Origin of the sequence: Rhodococcus sp. TAF43, assembly GCF_052113525.1 — a bacterium.
GTDB lineage: Bacteria > Actinomycetota > Actinomycetes > Mycobacteriales > Mycobacteriaceae > Prescottella.
Genome location: NZ_JBFRDL010000038.1, coordinates 17749 through 33283, shown reverse-complemented (window position 1 = coordinate 33283; position 15535 = coordinate 17749). Strand labels below are relative to the sequence as shown.

The 15535-nt window shown below is 69.1% G+C and carries 14 protein-coding genes; 7 read left to right on the top strand and 7 right to left on the bottom strand.

Annotated elements, in window-relative coordinates:
* Positions 1 to 65 precede the first annotated feature (65 nt).
* From AB4Z09_RS20515 to AB4Z09_RS20490, 6 genes are all read right to left on the bottom strand, one after another.
* Positions 66 to 1235 carry a lipid-transfer protein gene (locus tag AB4Z09_RS20515; protein ID WP_174908041.1) on the bottom strand — a complete coding sequence of 390 codons (1170 nt, stop codon included), beginning with the start codon at positions 1233 to 1235 and terminating at the stop codon, positions 66 to 68.
* Positions 1232 to 1654, bottom strand: coding sequence for a MaoC family dehydratase (locus AB4Z09_RS20510; protein WP_114723657.1), 423 nt, complete (start codon positions 1652 to 1654; stop codon positions 1232 to 1234). The genes AB4Z09_RS20515 and AB4Z09_RS20510 overlap by 4 nt, the downstream gene beginning before the upstream one ends.
* The gene (locus AB4Z09_RS20505; protein WP_174908039.1) at positions 1655 to 2650 is read right to left on the bottom strand and encodes a bifunctional MaoC family dehydratase N-terminal/OB-fold nucleic acid binding domain-containing protein; all 996 of its coding nucleotides are present in this window, start codon (positions 2648 to 2650) and stop codon (positions 1655 to 1657) included.
* Complete coding sequence (locus AB4Z09_RS20500) at positions 2647 to 3795, bottom strand: acyl-CoA dehydrogenase family protein (protein WP_114723659.1); 1149 nt, start codon at positions 3793 to 3795, stop codon at positions 2647 to 2649. Before AB4Z09_RS20500 ends, AB4Z09_RS20505 begins: the two co-directional genes overlap by 4 nt.
* Positions 3780 to 4853, bottom strand: a complete 1074-nt coding sequence (locus tag AB4Z09_RS20495; RefSeq protein ID WP_174908037.1) for an acyl-CoA dehydrogenase family protein — start codon at positions 4851 to 4853, stop codon at positions 3780 to 3782. Before AB4Z09_RS20495 ends, AB4Z09_RS20500 begins: the two co-directional genes overlap by 16 nt.
* Before the next feature lie 128 nt (positions 4854 to 4981).
* Positions 4982 to 7183 (bottom strand): acyl-CoA dehydrogenase, encoded by a 2202-nt coding sequence (locus AB4Z09_RS20490; RefSeq protein WP_174908035.1) that lies wholly within the window; start codon positions 7181 to 7183, stop codon positions 4982 to 4984.
* A gap of 93 nt (positions 7184 to 7276) precedes the next feature.
* On the opposite strand from AB4Z09_RS20490, the gene kstR reads away from it, so the two are divergent.
* Together kstR and otsB are read left to right on the top strand one after the other, a co-directional pair.
* On the top strand, positions 7277 to 7915 hold the full coding sequence (kstR, locus tag AB4Z09_RS20485; protein WP_114723662.1) for a cholesterol catabolism transcriptional regulator KstR: 639 nt from the start codon (positions 7277 to 7279) through the stop codon (positions 7913 to 7915).
* Between the two features lie 68 nt (positions 7916 to 7983).
* Entirely contained in the window at positions 7984 to 10545 is a 2562-nt protein-coding gene (otsB, locus tag AB4Z09_RS20480; protein WP_174908033.1) for a trehalose-phosphatase, read from the top strand.
* Between the two features lie 7 nt (positions 10546 to 10552).
* Here the strand turns inward: otsB and AB4Z09_RS20475 are convergent, their stop codons facing one another.
* Positions 10553 to 11644 (bottom strand): LacI family DNA-binding transcriptional regulator, encoded by a 1092-nt coding sequence (locus AB4Z09_RS20475; protein ID WP_442240553.1) that lies wholly within the window; start codon positions 11642 to 11644, stop codon positions 10553 to 10555.
* Positions 11645 to 11824: 180 nt separating this feature from the next.
* On the opposite strand from AB4Z09_RS20475, the gene AB4Z09_RS20470 reads away from it, so the two are divergent.
* The 5 genes from AB4Z09_RS20470 (at position 11825) to AB4Z09_RS20450 (ending at position 15532) form a co-directional block, all read left to right on the top strand.
* Positions 11825 to 12778 carry a metal ABC transporter solute-binding protein, Zn/Mn family gene (locus AB4Z09_RS20470; protein WP_442240552.1) on the top strand — a complete coding sequence of 318 codons (954 nt, stop codon included), beginning with the start codon at positions 11825 to 11827 and terminating at the stop codon, positions 12776 to 12778.
* Positions 12775 to 13647, top strand: coding sequence for a metal ABC transporter ATP-binding protein (locus AB4Z09_RS20465; protein ID WP_174908029.1), 873 nt, complete (start codon positions 12775 to 12777; stop codon positions 13645 to 13647). The genes AB4Z09_RS20470 and AB4Z09_RS20465 overlap by 4 nt, the downstream gene beginning before the upstream one ends.
* Positions 13644 to 14525, top strand: coding sequence for a metal ABC transporter permease (locus AB4Z09_RS20460; protein WP_174908027.1), 882 nt, complete (start codon positions 13644 to 13646; stop codon positions 14523 to 14525). The genes AB4Z09_RS20465 and AB4Z09_RS20460 overlap by 4 nt, the downstream gene beginning before the upstream one ends.
* Before the next feature lie 204 nt (positions 14526 to 14729).
* The gene (locus tag AB4Z09_RS20455) at positions 14730 to 15197 is read left to right on the top strand and encodes an SRPBCC family protein (RefSeq protein WP_174908025.1); all 468 of its coding nucleotides are present in this window, start codon (positions 14730 to 14732) and stop codon (positions 15195 to 15197) included.
* Entirely contained in the window at positions 15194 to 15532 is a 339-nt protein-coding gene (locus AB4Z09_RS20450) for an ArsR/SmtB family transcription factor (protein ID WP_114723668.1), read from the top strand. The genes AB4Z09_RS20455 and AB4Z09_RS20450 overlap by 4 nt, the downstream gene beginning before the upstream one ends.
* Positions 15533 to 15535 lie beyond the last annotated feature (3 nt).

The following is a 15535-nucleotide window of genomic DNA, read 5'->3' as shown; positions in this document are numbered from 1 at the left end:
CTTCGCGCCCGTGCACTTTTCCGATAGCGCCGACTACCGGAAAAGCGCACGGGCGCCGCAGGCGCCTACGCCGTGAGCACGAGTCCCGAGGTGGGAACACCGGTGCCGGCGGTCACGAGCACGTTCTCGACGTCCGGAACCTGGTTCACCGAGGTGCCGCGGATCTGCCGCACGCCCTCCGCGATGCCGTTCATACCGTGGATGTACGCCTCACCCAGCTGGCCTCCGTGGGTGTTGATCGGCAGGCGCCCGCCCAGCTCGATCGCGCCGTCGGCGATGAAGTCCCGGGCCTCGCCGCGCCCGCAGAAGCCGAGTTCCTCGAGCTGCATCAGCACGTATGGCGTGAAGTGGTCGTACAGCACCGCGGTCTGCATGTCCGACGGCCGCAGCCCGGACTGCTCCCACAACTGGTCGGCGACCAGGCCCATCTCGGGCAGACCCGTCAGCCCGTCGCGGTAGTAGCTGGTCATGATGTACTGGTCCGGCCCACTGCCCTGTGCGGCCGCCGCGACGATCGCCGGCTTGTTCGGCAGGTCCTTCGCTCGCTCGGGCGACGTCACGACGATCGCGATGCCGCCGTCGGTCTCCTGGCAGCAGTCCAGCAGGTGCAGCGGCTCCGCGATGAACCGCGAGTTCTGATGGTCCTCGAGCGTGATCGGCTTGCCGTAGAAGAACGCGGCGGGGTTGACCGCCGCGTGCTTGCGGTCCGCGACCGCGATACGGCCGAAATCCTCACTGGTGGCGCCGTACACGTGCATGTACCGCTGCGCGACCATCGCGACGAACGACGCCGGCGTCCCCAGCCCGTGCGGGTACGAGAAGGCGTTGTCGGTGCCCGACGAGTTCACCTGCTGCACCAGGCCGGCGTTGACCTGCCCGAAGCGTGCGCCCGAGCGCTCGTTGAACGCGCGGTACGCCACCACGACGTCGGCGACACCGGTGGCGACGGCCATGGCCGCCTGCTGGATGGTGGCGCACGCCGCGCCGCCGCCGTAGTGGATGCGGCTGAAGAACTTCAGGTTCGGGATACCGACCGAACGGGCGACCGCCGCTTCGGTGTTGGTGTCCATCGTGAACGACGTCAGGCCGTCCACGTCGGACGGCTTCAGACCCGCGTCGTCGAGTGCGGCCTGCACCGCCTCCGCCGCGAGCCGGAGCTCGCTGCGGCCCGAGTCCTTGGAGAAGTCGGTGGCGCCGATGCCGACGATCGCGGCCTTCCCGGACAACCCGCTCATGCCCGTGCTCCATCCGAGTCGTCGTTCATCACCAGGGTGACCGTGGACGTGATGTGGTCGCCGAGGCTGTCCTTGCCGACCACCTTGACGGTGATCAGCCCGTCCTCGGCGGCCACCACCTCACCCGAGAGATTCAGCGTGTCGTACGCGTACCACGGCACCCCGAGTCGCAGCTTGATCGACGTGATCCGCGCCCGCGGACCGGCCCAGTCCGTGACGAAGCGCTGCACCAGGCCGGTGTCGGTGAGGATGTTGACGAAGATGTCCTTCGACCCGCGCTGCTGCGCCTTGTCCCGGTCGTGGTGGACGTCCTGGAAGTCCCTGGTGGCCAACGCCGTCGAGACGATGAACGTGGGATCACCATGGATCGAGAGACCCGGCAGCGTGTCGCCGACGGAGATGTCGAGTGCGCTGGTCATTTACGACTCCTTCACCGGACGCCACGCGTACAGCGTCCAGGGTTCGTTCCCGGTCTCGTCATCGCCCGGGAAGTCGAGGAACTGGGCCTGCACCGGCATGCCGACCGCGACCTCCGACGGGTCGACGTCGCGCAACTCACCGAGCATGCGCACGCCCTCGTCGAGTTCGACCAGGGCCACCACGAACGGCAGCGACCGACCGGGCACCTTGGGCGCGTGGTGGACGACGAAGCTGAACACGGTTCCGCGGCCGGACGCGACGACATAGTCGGTGGTCTCGGTCTTGTCCTTCCACAGCGCCGGCACCGGCGGATGCTGCAGACTGCCGTCGGGGCGCTGCTGGATCCTCAACTCGTGCGCGGCGACACCGTCCCAGAAGAACTGGGTGTCGCGCGACGGCGTGGGGCGCAGCATCCGCGAGGGATCGAGATCCTCGGGAACGGAAGATGATTCCGGCGCCTGCGGCGCCTTGGCGGGCGGCGCGAACTTGAGGATGCGGAAGAGCATCTCGGCGACGATCTCGTCGCCGACCTTCCAGAAGTTGCGGGTGGTGAAGAACCAGCCCTCGCCGAGCCCGGTCTTCTTGGGCCCGACCACGTCCTCGAGGTTCGACTCGATCGTCACCTCCTCGCCGGGACGGAGATAGCGGTGGTAGATCTGATCACAGTTGGTCGCGACCACCGACGTGAAACCGGCGTCGTCGAGGATCTGCGTCATCCGACCCAGCGGGTCGTCCTCCTCGCGCACCGCTCCGAGGCCGCGCATGGTCCATACCTGCGCCATCGCCGGAGGCGCGACGATTCCGTCGTAACCCGCTGCGACAGCCGCATTCTCGTCGACATAGATCGGGTTCTCGTCGCCGATCGCCTCGAGCCAGTTGCGGATCATCGGCATGTTCACCGGATCGCGCCCGGCGCGGGGCTTACTGGCACCCCCGGCGTTGACCTGCTCGGCCCCGGCCAGAATCTGTGCGGTCGAATCTGTCGTATCGGTCATCGCGGCACCCTCGGCAGTCCCAGACCGGCCACCGCGATCAACTCGCGCATGACCTCGTTGACACCGCCACCGAACGTGATGACGACATTGCGCTTGATCTGGACGTCCAGCCAGCGCATCAGCGCGGCGGTCTCGGGATCACCCGGGTCGCCGTGCGCGCCGACGATCTCGTCGGCGATCCGACCCACCCGCTGAATGCGCTCGGTGGCGAAGACCTTGGTGGCCGACGCGTCGGCGATGTCGACGTCACCGGTCGCGGCAGCGACCTGCCAGTTCAGCAGCTCGTTGAGGCGGTACGTCGCGTGGATCTCGCCGAGCCCACGTCGGACGTCCGGCAGCGACAACAGATCCCGCTTCGCGGCCCACTCGTACACCTTCTCGTACAGCCCGGCGACGCGGCCGGCCGGCCCGAGCATGACGCGCTCGTGATTGAGCTGGGTCGTGATGAGCTTCCAGCCCTTGTTCTCCTCGCCGACAAGCATGCTCGCCGGCACCCGGACGTCGGAGTAGTACGTGGCGTTGACGTGGTGCGCGCCGTCGGCGGTGATGATCGGCGTCCAGGTGAACCCGGGGTCCTTGGTGTCCACGATGAGGATCGAGATACCCCGGTGCCGCGATTCRGCGTCGCCGGTGCGGACCGCGAGCCAGATGTAGTCGGCGTCGTGGCCACCGGTCGTGAAGATCTTCTGCCCGTTGACGACATAGTCGTCGCCGTCGCGGACGGCGGTGGTGCGCAGGGCCGCAAGGTCGGTGCCGGCGTCGGGCTCCGAGTAGCCGATCGCGAAGTGCACCTCGCCGGCCAGGATCGCCGGCAGGAACTTGCGCTTCTGCTCCTCGGTGCCGTACGTCATCAGCGTCGGTCCGACGGTCTGCAACGTCACCGACGGCAACGGAACATCTGCTCGCACAGCCTCATTGACGAAGATCTGCTGCTCGATCTCACCGAAGCCGCGGCCGCCGAACTCCACGGGCCAGCCGACGCCCAGCCAGCCGTCCTTGCCCATGCGGCGGATCACGTCCCGGTAGGTGGGGCCGTGGCGTTCGGTGAGCATGATCTCGGCCTCGGCCGGCGAGATCAGTCCGGAGAAGTAGCGGCGCAGTTCCGCCTGCAGCTCACGCTGTTCGGGTGTCAGATCGATGAACACCGGGCCCCCACGAGGTCGAGTCGGTACGAGGCGCCGCCGACGAGACGGGCCAGATCCTTGGCAATGGAGAAGTAGCGGTGCATTGGATAGGTGACGTCGACGCCGAGCCCACCGTGCAGGTGGTGCAACGTGCGCATCGCGGCGGGCACCTCGGCCGCGATCCAGTACGCCATCACGTCGAGATCGTCCTCGGAGTCCAGGCCCTCGGACACCCGCCACGTGGACGCCAGCGCCGAGACGTGCAGCGTACGGGACGTGACGTACACATCGGCGATCTGCTGGGCCACCGCCTGGAACGCGGCGAGCGGCTTGCCGAACTGCTCGCGGGTGGTCAGGTGGTCGGCCGCCAGGCCGGTGGCGCCGGCGAGCAGTCCGTCGGCGTACGCGCCGAGGCTCGCGAGCGCGATCCGGTTGAGGCTCGCGACACCGTCGAGTCCGTCACCCAGGACGTCGGCGGACAGCACCCGCACCCCGTCGAGCCGGACCGAGAACTCCGGTCCGCCCGCGGAAGTCGCGCTCTTGGTGAGCGTGACGCCGGGAGCGTCCGGGGCCACCACGACAACGCCGGCGTCGGTGGGCACCAGGATCCGGTGTGCGATGTCCGCGAACGGCACCGCGACCTTGTGCCCGGTCACGACGACGTGGTCGCCGTCCGCGACCGCGATGGTGGACGGCTTCGCCGGGAACGCCGAACCCTGTTCCGCGACGGCCGCGGTGAGGATCCGTCCGCCCGCGATTCCGTCGAGCAGGGCGTCCTGCTGCTCGGTGGTCCCCAATGCGAGAACCGGGAGGAGGCCGAAGCCCAACGTGGCGAGCGCCGGAACCGGCGCCGCGCCGCGGCCGATCTCGGTGAGCATGGTCGCCACCTCGGCGACGCCCAACCCGTCACCGCCGAGCCGTTCCGGCACCGCGAGCGAAAGCAGGTCCGCCTTCGCGAGCGCCTGCCACAACTCGGCGTTGAAACCACCGGTGTCGGCGGGATCGGAGTGCTCGCGAGCCAACAGGCCCACGACTATCTCCGCCACCGTTTCCTGAGTCTGATCCTGAGAGAAGTCCACGCTGCCAATCCCGCCTGTGATCTAGAACGTGTTCCTGTTCTATCACCTGCAGGTGAATGACGAAAGGCCCGGCGTGGCGAGAACACGTTCATCACGTTCTCGCCACGCCGGGCCCGGACGGGAAACCGTCAGTCGCGCGGCAGCCCCAGCAGGCGTTCGGCAGCCACCGTGAGCAGGATCTGCGTCGTCCCGCCCGCAATGGACAGGCACCGCGTGTTCAGGAACTCGCGGGTGAGCGGCCCCTCGACCCACCCGGCCTCACCGGCGAGCTCGACGGCGAACTCCGCGACCGCCTGACGGTTGCGGACACCGACGAGCTTGCGGACGCTCGACGCGGGCCCCGGATCCTGGCCGTCGAGCTGGCGCAGCGTGGTACGCAGCTCCAGCAGGGACCCGACGAGCGCCTCGGCGATCAGCGCACCCAGATGGTCGGCGGTCACCGGATCGGGATCGCCGGCCAGCTCGAGCAGTTCCTCGACGGCCTTGCCGAGCGACGACCCACCACTCATCGCGACCCGCTCGTTCGCGAGCGTCGTGCGGGCCAGCTTCCAACCGCCGTTCACCTGCCCCACGACGCAGTCGTCCGGGACGAAGACGTCGTCGAGGAACACCTCGTTGAACAGCGCGTCACCGGTGATCTCTCGCAACGGCGAGATGTTGATCCCGGCGGTACGCATGTCGAGCACGAAGTACGTGATGCCCTTGTGCTTGGGCGCGTCCTTGTCGGTTCGGGCCAGGCAGATCGCCCAGTCCGCCTCGCGGGCCAGCGACGTCCACACCTTCTGGCCGTTGAGCTTCCAGCCGCCGTCGACCTTCTCGGCCGTCGTCCGCAGTGACGCCAGGTCCGATCCCGCACCGGGCTCGCTGAACAGCTGGCACCACGTGATCTCACCGCGCAACGTCGGCAGTGCGAACCGCTCGATCTGCTCGGGGCTCCCGTGCTCGAGAACCGTCGGCACGGCCCACCAGCCGATCACGAGGTCGGGGCGTTCGATGCCGGCCGCGGCCATCTCCTCGCCGATGAGGATCTGCTGGGCCGCCGACGCGCCGCGTCCGTACGGGCGCGGCCAGTGCGGTGCCGCGTAGCCCGACTCGGCGAGCGCCACCCGACGCTCCGACTCCGGGACGGCGGCCAGCGCGGTCACCTCGTCGCGGATCGCGGCGCGCCCCGACTCGGCCTGCGGATCGAGCTCGGACAGGTCGATCGTGAGGTGCCGGCGGGCGCCCTCCCGCGTCAGGACCGCGACCCGCGCGCGCCACACGTTGCTGCCGCCGAGGATCTGCTTGAGCGAGACCGCACGCCGCAGGTAGAAGTGCGCGTCGTGCTCCCACGTGAACCCGATGCCGCCGAGGACCTGGATGCAGTCCTTGGCCGTCTGCACCGCGGCGTCGAGCGCGATCGACGCCGCGACCGCGGCCGCGATCGGCAGTTCCGAGGTTCCGGCGCCGCCCGTGTCCGGGTCCGGCAGGGCGTCCTCGGCGGCGACGGCCGCGTCCCACGCGACCGCGCGCGCCTGCTCGACACGGCACAGCATCTCGGCGCACAGGTGCTTGATCGCCTGGAAGGAGCCGATCGGCTTGCCGAACTGTTCGCGGATCTTCGCGTAGTCGACCGCGGTCCGCAGGCTCCAGCCCGCGACGCCGGCGGCCTCGGCGGCCGCGAGGGTCGCGGCGAGGTCGCGCACCAGTCCCGGAGCGACACCGCTGACGATGCGATCGGCGGAGACAGCCACACCCTCACAACGGACCCGGGCGGTGCCGCGGCTCTTGTCGAGGATGTCGAGCGGCTCGACGGTCAGTCCCGGCGCCTCGCCGTCGACGAGGCACCACACGGTGCCGTCGGCGGAGTCGCCGGAACGCGCCGACACCAGCACCGCGACACCCGGCTCGCCGCCCAGCGCGTTCCCGGCGTCGCCGGTCAGGACCAGACCGCCGTCGGCGTCCGGGACCGCGGAGACCGCGGGACCGTCGACGACGACCGCACACGGCAACTCGCCCTCGGCGATCTGCGCGGCCCACTGCTTCGCCACGGCGCCGTCGGCGCGCCCGAGGACCAGCCCCGCGAGCGCGGTCGGTAGAACAGGACCGCCCACCAGTTCCGTGGCCGCCTGCTCCAACATCGCGGCCAGGTCGACCACCTGTCCGCCGACCCCACCGACGGACTCCGGAACACCCACGGCGAACAGCCCCAGGGATGCCACCGAGGGCCACGTACGACGCCAGAAATCCGCAGGTCCTTCACGTAAAATGGTCAGTGGGGCCGCGGAGCGGGCCCACGCCTGAATCGACTCCTGGACGGCCCTCTGCTCGTCGGTGGTGGCGATTGTCACAACGTCTACCCGCCTCTCATAGATGACATTTTCATCTAGAACGTGTTCTAATATGCTCGGCCGTCAAGAGTCAAGGCGTGAAGGAAACTGTCGATGACCACCTCATCCCGATCCCGTTCTACAGGGGGCACGGTCACGACCCTCAGCGAGGACGATCTCAGCTCCAACGCTCAGCGCGAGCGCCGCAAGAGGATCCTCGATGCGACCCTCGCACTCGCTTCCAAGGGTGGCTACGAGGCCGTGCAGATGCGTGCCGTCGCCGAACGCGCCGACGTCGCGGTGGGCACCCTTTACCGATACTTCCCGTCGAAGGTGCACCTGCTGGTGTCCGCCCTCGCGCGTGAGTTCGAGCGGATCGAGTCCAAGGGCAAGATCCCCCCGGGCCGCAGCCCGCTCGAGCGGATGCAGCTCATTCTCGGCCAGATCACCAAGGCGATGCAGCGCGACCCCCTCCTCACCGAGGCCATGACCCGGGCGTTCATGTTCGCCGACGCCTCGGCGGCCGCCGAGGTGGACCAGGTCGGCAAGCTCATGGACACGCTGTTCGCGCGGGCCATGACCGACGGCGAACCCACCGAGGACGAGCTCGCAATCTCCCGCGTCATAAGCGACGTGTGGCTGTCGAATCTGGTGGCCTGGCTCACCCGTCGCTCGTCGGCCACCGACGTCGCGAAGCGCCTGGAACTGACCGTCGAACTGCTCCTCGGCGACGGGTCCCGGACACCCGTGTGACCCGGTGTGGCAGCCGGCACTTCGAGGGCGGCGCGCCAGCGCGCCCGTAATCGCTTAGGTTTGAACCTGTGAGCGCTCTGGATCTGCCGATCGAACTCCGCCGAGCCCTGGCCACCGTGGCACGGACACCCCGCCTGTTGGTGGCGTCCGACTACGACGGCACGATGGCGCCCATCGTCTCGGATCCGGAGAAGGCGTACCCCCACGCCGAGTCCGTCCGGGCCCTGCGTGCGCTGGCCGGACTGGCCGCCACCACGGCCGCCGTGATCTCGGGTCGCGCGCTCAAGGACCTCGCGACGCTGTCCCGGCTGCCCGCCGAGGTCCAGCTGGTCGGCAGCCACGGCTCCGAGTTCGACGTCGGGTTCGTGCACGCGATCGACGCGAATGCCCGCAAGCTCCTGGGCGAGGTCACGTCCGAGCTGTCCCGCATCGCGGACCTGCACCCCGGCGTCACCATCGAGACCAAGCCGGCCAGCGCCGCCCTGCACGTACGCAACGCCAGCCCCGAGGCGGGTGCCAAGGCGCTCGCGGCCGTGCACGCCGAGGCCGCCCTGTGGACCGGCGTACAGGTCACCGAGGGCAAAGCCGTCATCGAACTCGCCGTCGTCGCGACCGACAAGGGCAACGCGCTCGACATCCTGCGTCACCAGGAGGCGGCGACGGCCGCCGTGTTCTTCGGCGACGACGTCACCGACGAGAAGGCGTTCGACCGCCTGCAGGGTCCCGACATCGGCATCAAGGTCGGCGAGGGCGACACGCTCGCCGAATACCGCGTCGACTCCACCGAGGACGTGGCCGCGGCGCTGGCGTTCCTGCTCGAGGAGCGCCGGACGTGGCTGTCGGGCGCGGACGCGCCGCCCATCGAGCGGCTGACGATGCTGGCGAGCCCCCGCTCGGTTGCGCTCATCACGCCCGACGCCAACATGACGTGGCTGTGCCACCCCGAACCGGATTCGGCCGCGGTGTTCGCACACCTGCTCGGCGGCACCGAGGCCGGCCACTTCAGCGTGGGCCCCCAGCGCGAGGCGCTGCCGCTGAGCCAGCAGTACCTCGACGGCACCATGACCGTGCAGACCCGCTGGGCCAGCCTCACGGTCACCGACTACCTGCCGCACGACGTCCAGCCGAGCCGCACCGACCTCACCCGCGTCATCACGGGCCGCGCGAAGGCGGTCGTCAGCTTCGCACCCCGGCCGGAGTTCGGTCAGGTTCCCGTGCAGCTGGAGCCGGACGCCGACGGGCTCCGGGTCTCCGGCACGAGCGAGCCGATGGTGCTGCGTTCCCCCGGCGTGCACTGGGACATCACCACCGACGGCACCCAGCAGACCGCGCTCGCGGTCGTCGACCCGTCGCAGGGCCCCATCGTTCTCGAATTACGTTGCGGCACCGAAGATCTGGGACCCTCACAGCTTTCGGAGCCGGAGCGCCGGGAGATCGCCGAATCGTACTGGCGAGACTGGGTGAAAACGCTCGACCTGCCGCCGCTCAAGCCGGATCTGATGAAGCGATCGGCGCTCACCCTCCGCGGGCTGGTGCACGCGCCGAGCGGGTCGATCCTCGCCGCCGCGACAACGTCGTTGCCCGAGGAGATCGGCGGCGTCCGCAACTGGGACTACCGCTACTGCTGGCTGCGCGACGCGGCGCTGACCGCGTCTGCGCTGGTGAGCCTCGGGTCGCTCGAGGAGGCCGAGAACTATCTCGAGTGGGTGCACGGCGTGCTCGAGACGCTGCACGGCCCGGAGCGGCTGCACCCGCTCTACACGCTGTACGGAACCGGCCTGCCGCCGGAGGCGGTCATCGACTCACTGCCCGGCTATGCCGGATCCCGTCCGGTGCGCGTCGGCAACGCCGCGAATCAGCAAGTGCAACTGGACGTGTTCGGCCCGATCGTCGACCTGGTCTCCAACCTGGCACTGGCCCGGCAGAGGAAGGGCATCACCGGGGCCGACGCACTCACCGACCGCGACTGGGAACTCGTGTCCGCGATGGTCGAGGCGGTCGAGCGGCGCTGGAGCGAACCCGACCACGGCATCTGGGAGATCCGCGACAACCCCCGGCACCACGTGTACTCGAAGGTGATGGGCTGGCTCACCATCGACCGCGCGCTCACGCTGGCCGAGAACTTCGGCCGGGAACCCGGCAAGAACTGGGCGGCGCTGCGCAGCGAAATCTGCGAGGAAGTGACCGAGAAGGGGTGGAACGCGGACGTCGAGTCGTACACCGCCGCCTACGACGGCACCGACCTGGATGCGGCCACGTTGTTCATCGGACTGTCCGGGCTGATCGACCCGAAGGACGAGCGGTTCGCCGCGACGGTCGTCGCGACGGAGGCCGAACTGCGCAGCGGCTCGACCGTGTACCGCTACCACCACGACGACGGGCTGCCCGGCACCGAGGGCGGCTTCCACCTGTGCGCCGCGTGGCTGGTGGAGGCGTACCTGCTGATCGGTCAGCGGTCGGACGCCGAGGCCCTGTTCAAGCAGTTGGTGAACGCCGCGGGACCGACCGGACTGCTGGCCGAGGAGTACGACCCCGTCGCCGAACGCTCACTGGGCAACCATCCGCAGGCGTACAGCCACCTGGGGCTGCTGCGGTGCGCGCAGCTGCTCAGCGCGGACATCACGGGCTGAGCACCGGTCAGGGCTCGGGCGGGGAGGCCGCGGTGTGGCCGCGCAACAGCTCCGTCTCGAGCATCTCGACCGTGGTGACGCCCGAGTCCGAGCCGGACAGCAGCAGCGCTCCCGCGCGCCTGCCCTTGTCCTCACCCGGCTGGCGCACCGTCGTCAGACCCTCCCGGAGTGCATCCTCGACACCGTCGAATCCGGTGATCGACAGGTGTCCGGGGACGTCCACACCCTCGCAGCGCGCCCAGTCGAGTGCGCCGAGGGCGAGGACGTCGGTGGTGCACACCAGCGCGGTGATGCGCGGATTGACCGCCAAAGCCTGTGCGGCAGCGGAATATCCGTCCTGAGCCGTGTGTTCGTAGCGTTCGACGACCGTGAGCCCCTCCGGATCGAGTCCCGCCGCCTGCATGGCGTCGTGGATGCCGAGGATACGCTCGCGCTGGACGTGGAAGTTCGACGCCTGCAGGCGTCCACTGTCCACGACCTCGTCCGAGCGGTCCCGCCCCAGACGCATGCAGAGCACACCGATCTCCTTGTGGCCCAATGAGATCAGATAATCAGCGACCTTACGCATGGCACCACGGTCGTCGATGCCGATGAGCGATGCGCCCGGCATCTCGCGCGGCTGATCACAGATGACGGTGGGCAGATGCCGTTCCCGCACCGCTGCCAGGTAGGGGTCGTCGGCGGCGACCGAGTACACGACGAATCCGTCGACGCCGGCCTGCTGGACCACCGCCGCGGCTTCCACCTCGTCGCGGCCGGGGCCGGCCGGGATGAGCAGCAGGCCGTAGCCCGCCTCCTCGCACGACTCGGTGAGTCCCGCGAGGAAGCTCATCGCCGCAGGATCCCGGAAGGAGTAGCTGAGCGCCTCGGTGAGAAGGAGGCCGACAGCGCCGGCGCGGCGGGTCCGCAACGAGCGGGCCACCGGGTCGGGGCCCGGGTATCCGCGACGCTTGGCCGCGAGCAGCACACGTTCGCGGAGTTCGGCCGAAAGCTGGTCGGGACGGTTGTAGGCATTGGAGACGGTCGTCCGCGAGACCTTCAGCTCGGCGGCGAGCGACGCCAGAGTGGCTTGGCGGCGTGGCTGTCGAGACCTTGGCATAACGGGACGGTAGCGGTTCGGAGGCCACACGGCGAACTCGGACGCACCTCACATACCACCTGGAGGGACGCGACCTGCAAACTTCCGCTAAAGTGTAAACGGAAACGGTTACCAATAACGTTAAGGGCCCGCCACCGGGCCACCCGATCATCCGATTCGTGACCAGGAGTAGTTGTGCGCATGTCCGGCATGTCCAATGCCTTACGTTCCGCCGCGGCGGCCATCGGGGTGGCCCTCGCCGCGGTGACACTGACGGCGTGCGGCAGCTCCCCCGGGTCCGACGGCCAGATCCGCGTCGTCGCCTCCACCAACGTGTGGGGCAGCGTGGCGCAGGCCGTCGCCGGCGACCGCCTCGAGGTCACCTCGATCGTCACCGAACCCTCGGCCGATCCGCACTCGTACGAGGCCAGCCCGGCCGACGCCGCCAAGATCAGCGATGCGTCGCTGGTGATCCTCAACGGCGGCGGCTACGACCAGTTCGTCGAAGACATCATCGAGTCCACCGGCTCCAAGCCCACCGTCGACGCGTTCGACCTCTACGAGGAGCGCACCGGCACGCACGCGACCGAGTCCGACTCCGAGCACGCGGGCCATTCGCACGGCTCGGTCAACGAGCACGTCTGGTACGACATCCCCACGGTCTCCGCGACTGCCAACGCGATCGCCGCGGAGTTGGGCAAGCTCGATCCCGAGGGCGCCGACGTCTACACCGGCAACGCCGAGGCGTTCCGTGCGCAGCTGCGCCAGGTGTCCGAGACGTCCGCCGGCATCGCGGCCGCACACCGCGACGCTCCCGTCGCGCAGACCGAGCCGATCGCCCACTACCTGCTGCAGGCCGCCGAGCTGAAGGACCTCACGCCGGAGGCCTTCACGAGCGCCGTCGAGAACGGCACCGATCCGGCGCCGGCCGCGATCGCCGAGACACGACAGCTGTTCACCGACAAGAAGGTCCGCGTGCTGGTCTACAACTCGCAGACCGAGGACAAGGTCACCCGCAACATGCGCGAGACAGCCGAGAGCGCCGGCATCCCCGTCGTCGAGATCACCGAGACCCTGCCCGAGGGCACGGACTTCGTGCAGTGGCAGGCACAGACCGCGCAGTCGCTGGCCGACGCCCTGAACTCCGGATCATGAGCACGGTGAGCACCGCGACCGGCGCGGTCGCCGCACCCGCCGTCGAACTGCGCGACGCGCGGTTGTCGTTCGGTGAGCGCACGCTGTGGTCGGGCCTGGACCTGACGATCGAGCAGGGCGAGTTCGTCGCTGTCCTCGGCCCCAACGGCTCCGGCAAGACCTCGCTCATGAAGATCCTGCTGGGCCAGCTCGCCCCCACCTCCGGCACCGTGCGGATCGCCGGGACCACGGCGAGGACCGGTAACTCGCACGTCGGCTACGTCCCGCAGCAGAAGTCGCTCGACGAGGGACTGCCCCTGCGCGGTCGCGACCTCGTCGGCCTCGGCTACGACGGGCACCGCTGGGGTACCGGGCTGTTCGGCCGGGCCGAGCGGCGCAAGGTCGTGGACTCCGCGATCGCGCAGGTGGGTGCCCAGTCCTATGCGGACGCCCCGATCGGGTCGATGTCCGGCGGCGAGCAGCAACGGCTGCGGATCGCGCAGGCCCTCGTCGGCGACCCCAAGGTGCTGCTGTGCGACGAACCGTTGCTGAGCCTGGACCTCGCCAACCAGCACCGCGTCTCCGAACTGATCGATCGGCGTCGCCGCGAACACGACACCGCGGTGCTGTTCGTGACCCACGAGATCAACCCGATCCTGCCCCTCGTCGACCGCGTGCTGTACCTCGTCGACGGCCAGTTCCGGATCGGCACCCCCGCCGAGGTCATGACCTCCGAGGTCCTGTCCGAGTTGTACCGCACCGACGTCGAGGTGCTGCACGTGCGCGGCCGCCTGGTGGTCGTCGGCACCGGCGACGCGATCGACGCGCTCGGCAGCGGCGGCGGACCCCGCCCCGGCGAGGGCGTCCACCACACCGAGGACCACGCATGAGCAACAAGTTCACTGAGGCGATGTCGCACATGTTCGACTTCTCCGCCACCGCGGATCTGCTGCGGTACGACTTCGTCCAGCAGGCGCTCATCGCGGGCGCGATCCTCGGCCTGCTCGCCGGCGTGATCGGTCCGCTGATCGTGAGCCGGCAGATGTCGTTCGCGGTGCACGGGACGTCGGAACTGTCGCTGACCGGCGCGTCGGCCGCCCTCCTGATCGGAGTCGGTGTCGGTATCGGCGCCGTCGTCGGATCCGTCGTCGCCGCAGTGCTGTTCGGGCTGTTGGGAACGAAAGCGCGTGAACGCGATTCGGTGATCGGCGTCATCATGGCCTTCGGACTGGGCCTGTCGGTGCTGTTCCTGTGGGCATACGACGGCCGCACCGGCACCAGCTTCTCGCTGCTGGTCGGACAGATCGTGGCCCCCGGCAACTCCGGCCTGGCGCTGCTCCTGGGCTGCGCGGTCGTGGTGATCGGCACGCTCGCCGTGATCTACCGTCCCCTGCTGTTCGCGAGCACCGACTCCGATGTGGCCGCCGCGCGCGGTGTCCCGGTGCGCGGCCTGTCGATCGTGTTCGCCGTCCTGGTCGGCATCACCGCCGCCCTCGGTGTCCAGATCGTCGGCGCACTGCTCGTCATGGCGCTGCTGATCACCCCGGCCGCCGCAGCCGGACACGTCACGGCGAGCCCACTGCGGGCCACGGTGCTGGCGGTCCTGTTCGCCGAACTGGCCGCAGTCGGCGGCATCCTGCTCTCGCTCGCACCCGGCGTGCCCGTCTCGACGTTCGTCACCGCGATCTCGTTCGTGATCTACCTGGCGTGCCGGGCGATCGGTGCGTCACGGCGCCGATCCGCCGGGCGGGTACTCGTCACTGCGTGATCGCGGGTGCGACGTTCCCGTAGTGCCGGGTGTTGCAGTTGCCCCGGATGACCGAGTCATCCGGGGCACGTGTACTCCACCTCGGCGATCCGGCCCTGCGGTAAACCATCCGACCACCAGAACAAAGCGCAATGATTGGTTGCGCATACGGCCCGCGGCCGGATACCCTCATGTGCAACCAAACGTTGCGATAGAGGAGCCGGCATGGAGTACGGACGAATCGAGCGCTCGATATACGTCGAAGCCGAGCCCGACGTGGTCTACGAGGTCATCAGCAGTCCCGAGCACCTGAAGGAGTGGTGGCCCGACGAGGTCGTCGACCTGGAACCGGTCCCGGGCTCCGTCGGCGAACTCGTGTGGGGCGACAGGACCTCCCCCGACGGACATGTCGCCCCGATCACGGTGATCGACGCTCAGCCACCCCGATTGTTCTCCTTCCGCTGGGTTCACCCGGCCGACGAGGCAGCGGCCCCCGGCAACTCCCTGTTGGTGACATTCGAGCTCATCCCCTCGGGAGAGGGCACGACGGTCCGCATGACGGAAACCGGCTTCCGTGAGATGGGTTGGGAGATCGCTGTTCTCGAGGAGCAGTACAACTCGCACATCGAGGGATGGGACCAGCATCTGCCGCGCCTCGTCGAGTACATCAGCCGACTGGGTGCGAGCCGATGAACTCCGTTGTCGACGACGGGCTCTGGTCCGCGATCGGGGACCCGACACGGCGACGAATGCTCGACCTGCTGCTGGCAGACGGCGAGGGGACGGCGACCAGTCTCAGTGAGCAGCTACCCGTGACCCGTCAAGCTGTCGCGAAACACCTCGGTGTTCTCGACCGCGTCGGTTTGGTGCATGTGACGCCCGCGGGCCGGGAGCGGCTCTACCGGGTCGATGACGCACAACTCGCCCGCGCCGTAGAGCAGCTCAATGCCGTCGGGTCGACATGGGACGCCAGGCTGCAGCGCATCAAGCGGATCGCAGAAGCAATCCAACGCAACAGACAAAAGTGAGAA